The sequence below is a fragment of the Bacillus sp. AP8 genome, from assembly GCF_000321185.1.
In the GTDB taxonomy this organism is placed as follows: domain Bacteria; phylum Bacillota; class Bacilli; order Bacillales; family DSM-1321; genus Bacillus_AD; species Bacillus_AD massilioanorexius.
Map to the genome: position 1 here is coordinate 1 of NZ_CAPG01000007.1, position 9,300 is coordinate 9,300.

The 9,300-nt window shown below is 35.6% G+C and carries 8 protein-coding genes and 1 pseudogene; 3 read left to right on the plus strand and 6 right to left on the minus strand.

Annotated elements, in window-relative coordinates; translation table 11 throughout:
* Positions 1 to 563: 563 nt before the first annotated feature.
* Positions 564 to 782 carry a DUF3951 domain-containing protein gene (locus tag BN349_RS01145; protein WP_019240431.1) on the plus strand — a complete coding sequence of 73 codons (219 nt, stop codon included), beginning with the start codon at positions 564 to 566 and terminating at the stop codon, positions 780 to 782.
* Between the two features lie 196 nt (positions 783 to 978).
* On the opposite strand, the gene BN349_RS01150 is transcribed toward BN349_RS01145, so the two are convergent.
* Entirely contained in the window at positions 979 to 2,181 is a 1,203-nt protein-coding gene (locus BN349_RS01150; protein WP_019240432.1) for an IS110 family transposase, read from the minus strand.
* A gap of 578 nt (positions 2,182 to 2,759) precedes the next feature.
* On the opposite strand from BN349_RS01150, the pseudogene BN349_RS23020 reads away from it, so the two are divergent.
* Positions 2,760 to 3,981, plus strand: a pseudogene (locus BN349_RS23020) (IS110 family transposase).
* 198 nt (positions 3,982 to 4,179) lie between these two features.
* Here BN349_RS23020 and BN349_RS01160 read toward each other — a convergent pair.
* The 5 genes from BN349_RS01160 to BN349_RS01180 all read right to left on the minus strand — a co-directional run bounded on the left by BN349_RS01160 (position 4,180) and on the right by BN349_RS01180 (position 8,607).
* Positions 4,180 to 4,500, minus strand: coding sequence for a hypothetical protein (locus BN349_RS01160; protein WP_148335402.1), 321 nt, complete (start codon positions 4,498 to 4,500; stop codon positions 4,180 to 4,182).
* Between the two features lie 306 nt (positions 4,501 to 4,806).
* The gene (locus BN349_RS01165; RefSeq protein ID WP_019240434.1) at positions 4,807 to 5,838 is read right to left on the minus strand and encodes an NADP-dependent oxidoreductase; all 1,032 of its coding nucleotides are present in this window, start codon (positions 5,836 to 5,838) and stop codon (positions 4,807 to 4,809) included.
* Positions 5,839 to 5,992: 154 nt separating this feature from the next.
* Positions 5,993 to 7,063, minus strand: a complete 1,071-nt coding sequence (locus BN349_RS01170) for an alkene reductase (protein WP_019240435.1) — start codon at positions 7,061 to 7,063, stop codon at positions 5,993 to 5,995.
* 31 nt (positions 7,064 to 7,094) lie between these two features.
* Positions 7,095 to 7,943 (minus strand): alpha/beta fold hydrolase, encoded by an 849-nt coding sequence (locus BN349_RS01175; protein WP_019240436.1) that lies wholly within the window; start codon positions 7,941 to 7,943, stop codon positions 7,095 to 7,097.
* A gap of 82 nt (positions 7,944 to 8,025) precedes the next feature.
* Positions 8,026 to 8,607, minus strand: coding sequence for a TetR/AcrR family transcriptional regulator (locus BN349_RS01180; RefSeq protein WP_019240437.1), 582 nt, complete (start codon positions 8,605 to 8,607; stop codon positions 8,026 to 8,028).
* 310 nt (positions 8,608 to 8,917) lie between these two features.
* On the opposite strand from BN349_RS01180, the gene BN349_RS01185 reads away from it, so the two are divergent.
* Positions 8,918 to 9,112, plus strand: coding sequence for a hypothetical protein (locus BN349_RS01185; RefSeq protein WP_019240438.1), 195 nt, complete (start codon positions 8,918 to 8,920; stop codon positions 9,110 to 9,112).
* Positions 9,113 to 9,300 lie beyond the last annotated feature (188 nt).

Genomic DNA, 9,300 nt, shown 5'->3' on the forward strand with positions numbered 1-9,300 from the left:
ATACTAATGGTAGCTAGGGTAGAAGTTTCTATTTAACTTTTAAAAGATTCAACTCAAAGGAAGAAATGCTTCCATCTGACTTTTTTCCATCAGATAGTTTAATTTTTTCAATACCATTCATATTATTTGATTCTTTAAAAAAGTTTCTACCATACAAATTGAGCTTAATTATTTTTAAAATAACCAGCTTTATTACTGCACTACTTTGTTTATCAGTTTCTATTGGACTCCTATTAATTTAATATTCCAATAAAGACCACCATCTATTAAACACAATAATTATTTTGTTTAGTAAATGACATAAAATCTTAAACAGCTAAACTGCACCTTTAGCTGCATAACAAAAAGAAGCTGATCACAGCTCCTTTTATTAAAGTAACGCACCCGATAGTTTAAGTATATTCCTTCACAAACTCAGTTGCTTTTACTTAATCAATCTGTTCAGTCCTTACGTTTATAAAAGTAAAAGGCTGTTTTCGTAAGGTTTGTTATTTATGGATAAAGGAATATTATGGGCTATAATAGAATAGAGTAGTAAGTAAACTATTTAAGGGGTGATTTAAATGGCATATGTTTATACTTTATTCGTTATTTCTGTAATAGGCTATATTTGTTATCGGATGATTAAAAAGAAATCAATGCCTTCAAATAGATACACACCTTATGATGAAATCACAATGGGAACTAAAAGTGGTGTTAGACAACAAGATAATCAAATACAGGATACCAAGCATCAAGTTCAATATGAAGAGAAAGAAAATAATAACAAGACCGAGGGTTAAGGTCTTTTTCATTTCTAATTACCTCACAGTTTTTTGTCTACTGCGTAATACTTCTTATGTCGCTAAACCAGCTAATAGGATGTCAATATCTTTCTCTTAAACATAAAAATTTTTATGCTATACTGTTTTTAGGCATACCAAATAACCCTCCAGTTATCTTATGGAAGGTTTTTCTTTATGTGGTTAAAAAGTCTTTCTAAGCTATATCTAGGAAACATTCTTTCCTTTTTAATAAAGCATAAATCCAGTGAAGAAGCTTATTGATACAGGCGACAATCGCCACTTTCGAAGGCTTTCCTTCTGTTCTTTTCTTGTCATAAAACTCTTTAAGCTTTTTATTTCTGGAACTCCTTATTCCACATAAAACAGCTAGATACAAACTGTGCCTTAGCCTGCTAGAACCTCGTTTGGTTATCCGATTCGTCGTCGCTGTAAATTTTCCAGATGAGTAGACACTTGGATCGACTCCAGCGAAGGCCACCAATTTCTTAGGGTGATTAAACCGATCAATTTCTCCTATTTCTGAAATAATCGTTGCCGCGATTTTTTCTCCGATGCCAGGGATTGATTGGATAATCTTATATTCTTCTATTTCATTCGCCAAGGATACCATCTGACTCTCTAAATCTGAAAGGTGTCCTTGGTAATGAAATAGTATGTCTATATACATATTAAGATTAATAAGATGGCTTTCATAACGCACCTTCTGAAAAGGATTTTGAGAAGCTGAATGTATCAGTTTTCTTACCTTTTCTTTTGCCCACTGAATAGAACGAGTTGGACAATATCCTCTTATTCGTTCTGCTAGTTCCTCTTCGCCAGTCTCTAAAACCTTCTCCGAAGTTGGATATTCTTTTAATATCGATAAAGACACTTTCGAAAATAGATCCCCAAAAACCTTCCTATATTCAGGAAAAACCTGATCCAAGATCGTATGAAAATGCAATTTCGCTTCCACATACATATTTGTCAGTATCTCTTGTTGTCTTGATAAATTACGAAGGTTCAGAAGCTGTATTCCTCTCCTTTTTTGAGGTTCAAACTCCTCTTTGTAGTAAAGAACACACAATTGATAGGCATCAAATGCATCTGTTTTCACCTTTCTTAAACTTGATTTCTTTGCTTGATGAGAAATAATCGGATTCAACAAAATATAAAGTATTTCGTTCTCTTCTAAGCATTGAATTATAGGCGTATGATAATGTCCTGTTGATTCTAAAATAACCACAGGCATCTGTCCTGCCAGTGATTTAATTTCCCCTAAGATATTTATCAACTCATCTAGCTCTTCACGATTATGCTTAACTGAAAAACTCTTCCCATATGGCTTTGCTTTATCTAAAAAAGCCTGTACTTCACTCTCTTCTTTGGCTACGTCTATACCCACAACTGGGTTCATTCTTTCTCCTCCTCTGATACATTCACCAGTAACCCCTATTCCTCCAAGTAGTATTATAGCTTCGCTTGTTATACGAGATCGCAGTCCCAACCAGCCTCAAACATATTTCTACTAGTAGGGGGTGAACAGTTTAGCCGACGGGATCCATATTGGTCCCACTGCCCCGTACGTTCTACCCTGGCTACTGATAGATTAAATCTATATAAAAAAAGTTCAACCAGAAAGTTCTGGCTGAACTATATAATACGAACCTGCCCGTTAGCTGCATAACAAAAAAGAGCTGATCACAGCTCTTGATATGGAAGGAAAGCACCCGTTAGCCATCCATGAAGCGCAAAAATCAGCGCTTCACCACAGAGAATGAAAATGGTGAAAAACCGTCAATACTGATTCTACGGCTGGCGAGGAAGGTCGATGAACTATGGTGCGTTAGAGCCCATCCGTTAGTCTGACTCCAACGACCACGGTGCACCACTGACTGTCGCTCCCTTACGGGAAGCACACATGGTAGATTAATCCTATTCTGGTTGCTGCACCAGCCTCCATTAATAATGAGAGCCGTAGAAAGGTTGGTTTCAATGGATGTAGTCATTAAACGAGCATGTGGTATGGATGTCCATAAGGACAATATTACTGCATGTATTATGACACCAAAAGGAAAGGAGATTCAAACGTTTTCCACTAAAACCGTATTTCTAATACAGTTGGTTGACTGGATTAAGCAACATGAATGTACACATGTTGCCATGGAAAGTACGAGTGTATACTGGAAACCTATTGTTAATTTACTAGAGGCTGAGGATATTGAGTTTTTAGTTGTGAATGCCCAACATATGAAGGCAGTTCCAGGACGCAAAACAGATGTCAAAGATGCAGAATGGATTGCCAAACTTCTTCGTCATGGATTACTCAAAGCTAGTTATATCCCAGATCGAAATCAACGGGAACTACGTGAATTAGTTCGCTATCGTCGGAGTATCATTGAAGAACGTGCCAGCCAACATAACCGAATCCAAAAGGTGTTAGAAGGAGCGAACATTAAATTAGGGTCTGTTGTGTCAGATGTAATGGGGGTTTCAGCTAGAGACATGCTTAATGCTATCGCCGAAGGTGAAGATGATCCTGAAAAACTAGCAAACTTTGCTCGACGTACAATGAAAAAGAAGAAAGAAGAACTTGCGCTCGCTTTAAAAGGATATATTAACTCGCATCAACGTCATGTTGAAAACCATTTTAAAACACATTGATTTTCTGACTGAGCAAATTGTACTGTTAGATGAAGAAGTGGCTAAAAGAGTAAGTAGCTACCAAGAAGATATTGAACGACTAGATTCTATTCCTGGCATCGCTACAAGAATGGCTGAGCAAATTCTATCTGAAATTGGAACTGATATTAAAAATCAATTTTCAAGTGCAGCCCATATGTGTTCCTGGGCAGGATTGGTTCCTGGACATAACGAAAGCGCTGGAAAAAGGAAATCATCTAAAACCAAAAAAGGAAACAAGTATTTAAGATCAGCATTAACAGAAGCCGCTCATTCTGTAAGAGGATCTAAAAATTATCTCGGTGCATTGTATCGGCGTACAGCATCACGAAAAGGTAAGAAACGAGCAGGAATTGTCGTCGCTCATGCCATGTTAAGAATCTCCTATTATCTCTTAACTCGGAAAGAAATGTATGTAGACTTAGGCGAAGACTACTTTGACAAGCAGAAAGAGCTATCAATTGTTCGGCATTCCTTACGAAGACTTGAAAGTTTAGGATATACAGTTACATTAAAAATACCTGAAGCATCTTAATCCAGCAGTCAACTTTTCCTTCAATAAACTCAATTAATTAGGCGCTCTCCTCTTTTTTAAAAGCTCTTTTCTCAAAGATTGTTGCTAAGAAAAAAGAAAAGTATCCTTATTCAACAATCGCGCCCGATTGTTGAAGTTCATTTTTCTGTGTCCCCAAACTTGCATTTGGGAACGTTTATTAGGTTTATTTTGTATGCTTTATAACTCATTGTTGTAATAAACTATACCGTTTTCCAAAAAATCAATTACTCTTTCTCTTAGTTCTTCTGGTTCAATCCAATGTTCATCAAGATATTCGTCTAAAGGCTTAATTTCCATATTCGCTGATGGATACTCAACACGTATGTCTTCTAAAATCTCTAAATATTGATTGTAATAATTTTCTTTTTGTTCTTGCGTTAAGTTTAAAAGAATCGGTGCTTCTTCTTCTGTCTTTGTAGTATCAACCTTATCATCAGTACAACCTGATAAAGCAAATACCCCTAGTAAAATGCTAATGTAAAAATATTTTTTCAACATTCCACCCCATTTCACATTAATTAAGAATCAGTTCAATAATAACACAAATGGTATTTATTGTATTTCAGTGTGTTTAAGATTCCCAAAGCGTCGTTTGGCAACATTTCTTAAAAGAATGTTATTCAACAATCTAGCCCTTTAAAAGAAAAAGACGCGTTCCCAAATAAACGCGCCCGATTTTTGAACATCATTATTCAACTAAAGCTGCCCTTTAGCTTAATAGACAATATTATTACGAAACAACTTATATGAATTTACTTATATCTAATTATTTTGTTTGGCTATGGTTATTTAGATTGCCTTTATTTAAGGCAGAGTAATCTTTTCCTTACTATTATTCTGCTGCCCTGCGATAGTTAAGATTACTTTCCCTTTGGATTTTCCAGTTTCTACATACTCAATTGCTTTTGTAGCTTCTTCAAATGTAAAGATTTTATCAATCGTTGGTTTAATCTTCCCTGATTCCAAAAGTTCTGTTAATACTTGTAACTGTTGTCCGCTATGCTTCATGAAAAGAAAAGTGTATTCCACATCGTGCTTTTTTTCTAAACTAGTTAACTTAGCACTTGCTAATGAGAGTAACATTTTTTTAAAAGACCCCAGTCCCATTTCCTTTGCAAAACGACCATTTGGGGTACCAGAGATTGAAACAATCTTCCCGCCTTTTTTTACTGTCAAAAATGACTTCTCTAACGTTGCTCCCCCAATACTATCAATCACTGCATCATAATTCTTTATAATTTCTTCAAATTTTTCTGTTTTATAATTAATAACTTCATCCGCACCAAGTGATTTTGCTAAATTGCATCCCTCACTAGCTGTAGTAGCAACATAGGCTCCCATTTCTTTTGCAAGTTGTATAGCGAAAGTTCCTACGCCACCAGAGCCAGCATGAATTAAGATTTTTTGATTATTTTTAACCTTCAAGATGTCGTAAAGAGCCTGGTAAGAAGTTAAACCAACCAAAGGGATAGATGCAGCTTCTTCAAAACTAAGATTTTTAGGTTTTATAGCAATATCATCTTCATGAACTGATAGGTACTCTGCAAATGTGCCAATCTTGTTAGAGCGGGGACGACCATAAACTTCATCGCCTACACTGAATTTTGTTACATCTTTTCCCACTTCAATAATCGTTCCCGCAAAGTCATTTCCTAATGTCAATGGCATATCGTAATGCAGCAGTAGCTTCAATTCGCCCTTACGTATTTTTGTATCAAGTGGGTTTATACTCGCTGCATGTATTTTAACTAATACTTCATTATTGCTTACTTTGGGTACTGGTCGATCAATAAAAGTAGGCTCTTTCTTGTATGCTTCTATTACAAATGCTCTCATCACAAAACTCCTTTTTACCTGAATGAAATTACCGCTGACTTACTTCTTTGTTCCTTAGGTTGTATCGATTCTCGATTCCCTTTTCATCCTTTAAGGAATAATAACTTCCCCTAAACTAAAACACGTTTAGAGGAAGTTTTGTTACTGCTGATCTTTATTCATGTTCTTCATTCAAGAACGGGTAATCTGTATATCCTTCCGCACCACCCGCATACATTGTATTTCGGTCAGGTTCGTTTAATTGTGCATTGACTTTCAAGCGCTTCACAAAATCTGGGTTTGCGATTAACCAAGTCCCTACAGTTACAACGTCAGCAAGTTCATTATCCAAGTCTACTGTTAATTTATCTAAAGGGCGTCCTGCTCGGTTAACAAGAAGTGCTTGTGACCAAAGCTTACGTATTTCTTGTAGTAATGGTTCATTTCCAAAGTGCATGACGTGTAGATAGGCGAGCTTGAGCTTATTTAACTCTGCAATTAGATAATGGTACATCTCAATACTTGTTTCTCCCTCTTCTATACCGTTTAGTGTACCTTGAGGTGAAAAACGAATACCCGTACGTTCGGCCCCAATTTCTTCAACAACCGCTTTAGCTACTTCAATAGCAAATCGAGATCGGTTTGCTATTGAACCACCGTACGCATCTTGACGATGATTAGAGTTTTCGCTTAGGAACTGCTGAATTAGGTAACCGTTAGCCCCATGAATTTCGACACCATCGGCACCAGCTTCAATGGCTGCTCGTGCTGCCAAACGAAATTCATTGATTACATCTTTTATTTCTCCTTCTGTTAACTCTCTAGGAGTAGGAACTTGCTTCATTCCTTGAGGAGTGAAAATTTCCACATCAGGAGCAATGGCTGAAGGAGCAATGGCTTGACGGTGATGTGGTGTGTTATCTGGGTGGGATACACGCCCTACATGCATCAGTTGAATAAATATTTTACCTCCTTCGTTGTGAACTTTAGACGTTACTTTTTTCCATCCCTCAATGTGAGCCTTAGTATAAATGCCTGGTGTATTTGTATACCCTTGCCCATCATCAGAAGGTTGAGTACCTTCACTTATAATTAAGCCAACAGACGCACGTTGACCGTAATACTCAACTGCTAAATTACTAGGTGTACCATCTTCTAAGGCACGACTTCTTGTCATAGGTGCCATGCCTATACGATTCTTTAAAGAAATATTTCCAATACGCACTTCATCAAATAGCTTACTCATAATCAATCTCCTTTTTTGTTTGTTATGATACTTATAGCGCTGTAGCATCTAAAAATGAATTAACATTCTCAGCAAATAATTCTGGGAACTGAAACAGGTGTCCATGACCAGAATCAGGATAGATAATCAGCTGTGCATTTGGTAAATTCTCAGCTAGAATATAACTATTTTTTGTTGGTACCATTACATCTTCAATACCATTGGTCACAAGCACCGGATGAGGAATGTTTTGCAACCAATCGTAATTATGATTAGTCTTCGGTTGGGCCCATTCTGCAACGGCTTTTAGTTGAGCTGCTTGTACTTGATCTGAGCTTTCAACCTGTTTCTGATTCATGATTCGTTGTAGAGACTCCATTCCAGCAGCTTTACTAGTTTCAGTTGAACGATAGAAGAAGAACATGAAATCATCTAAAGCATCGTTTACATTTCCTCCGTGACGATTCATTCTCTCAAATATTACTGGATCTGGATTTACTCCAGCTTCTGGAGACGAACCAGCTATAATAATGCGGCGAATGAGGTGTCCTTCTTGTAAGGCTAATTCTTGAGCCACCATCCCGCCAATTGAGAAACCTAGAAGATCCACTTGGTTAAGTCCAAGTGCTTTGATAAATGTAGCAGCGTCTTGTGCCATTTCTGTTATCGTTTCTGGTGTTCTACCATTTGTCTCTCCAACTCCTTTATTATCAAAAAGGATCACTGGTCTTTCTTTTGCAATTGGAGCCAGCATGTTAGGATCCCAATTTTCCATCGTCCCTCTAAAATGAACAAGGAATACGACAGGTGTACCTGATTCTGCACCAAATTTCCTATATGCAAATCGTGTTCCATTCGCCTCAATAAATGTTGATTCTGTTGGAATTGTAAATGTTGTCATATAAATTCTCCTTAAATTTTTTATTTTATAAAAAAACCTTTTTTAGAACGAACATTCTAGAATGGGGAAAGAAAAAAGAAAGCTATTCTACCACTTTCAAAATTAAATCGATAATGCTTTCTAATTCCTTTTTTGTATAATTGGTTTTAACTAATACTCTTAAACCAATAAGGTTATTATGCAGAAATTGAGCAGTAACTTGAGTATTTAAATCATTTTTAAGTTCGCCTTTATTTTGCCCATCTTTTAAAAGTTTATTGAATAACTTTTCTGTATCGTTAAACATTTTAGTAGTTAAATGTTGTATATCTTTATCTAACAAAGACAACTCTACAGCTGTATTAACTGCAAAACAACCTGCTGGATAGATTTCTAATTCAGCTAAATTGACTACATACTCAAAAATCTTTCTAATAGCTATCTTCACTGTTGAAGAATTGCTTATAATTTTAGTTAATTCTTCTGCAACAAACACTTCATAAGATTTTAAAGAAGCTAAGAATAACGAGTACTTGTCACCAAATGTATCATATATACTTCTACGATGGATCCCCATGTGGTTAACCAAATCTTGCATAGATGTTTTTTCATATCCTTGCTTCCAAAAAAGTTCCATCGCTTTTTTTAGAACTACCTTTTCATCAAATTCTTTATTTCTAGCCATCTTAATTCCTTCTCCCTAAAGAATAAATCTCTAAAAGCCTTTTTAGACCGAACGTTCTACAAAGAACATTACACTATTTAGAATGATTAGTAAAGTATTGAGTTTTGGATATTATCTTATGGCATATACTAATTATCTCTTTTCAACTAATCTGCTTCGTTTGTTGAATAACAAGAAACTATTGATATAACAACTCTGCTCTTCTGCATTGATTTACCTGATATTTTCATCATTTTAAATTAGATTCATCTCATTAAATAATTACACCTCTGGTATAATTTAGTGAAATCATAAAAGGAGGGCAAATTCATTGAATCAAAATCAATTTCGTGGCTTAATGATTGTTTTAATTATTCTAATCATCGCCATTTTATTTTCATTGAATAATCTTGCTAGCGCTATAAGAGAATCAAACAGTACTGATGATAACGGTGGTATAAATAATCAACTGTATAGATTTAACGACAACTTTGAGAAATACTTAGAAATATCACAAAAAAAGTAAGTTGATTAATTTCAAATACAGGGACCATTTTTAAATGGTCTTCTTTTTATTTCAATACACATTAAGTACTAAAAAATTAAATATTTCTTTATTAGCTTTAGTAAATGACATACAAGCTTATTGAGCTATCCTGCACCGTTAGCTGCATAACAAAAAAGAGCTGACCTCAGCCCTTGATATTAAAGTAA

Excerpts from the sequence above, each read along its gene's own strand:
- BN349_RS01145 (WP_019240431.1), top strand. The coding sequence starts at position 564 with ATGGCATATGTTTATACTTTATTCGTTATTTCTGTAATAGGCTATATT.
- BN349_RS01150 (WP_019240432.1), bottom strand. The coding sequence starts at position 2,181 with ATGAACCCAGTTGTGGGTATAGACGTAGCCAAAGAAGAGAGTGAAGTA.
- BN349_RS01160 (WP_148335402.1), bottom strand. The coding sequence starts at position 4,500 with ATGTTGAAAAAATATTTTTACATTAGCATTTTACTAGGGGTATTTGCT.
- BN349_RS01165 (WP_019240434.1), bottom strand. The coding sequence starts at position 5,838 with ATGAGAGCATTTGTAATAGAAGCATACAAGAAAGAGCCTACTTTTATT.
- BN349_RS01170 (WP_019240435.1), bottom strand. The coding sequence starts at position 7,063 with ATGAGTAAGCTATTTGATGAAGTGCGTATTGGAAATATTTCTTTAAAG.
- BN349_RS01175 (WP_019240436.1), bottom strand. The coding sequence starts at position 7,943 with ATGACAACATTTACAATTCCAACAGAATCAACATTTATTGAGGCGAAT.
- BN349_RS01180 (WP_019240437.1), bottom strand. The coding sequence starts at position 8,607 with ATGGCTAGAAATAAAGAATTTGATGAAAAGGTAGTTCTAAAAAAAGCG.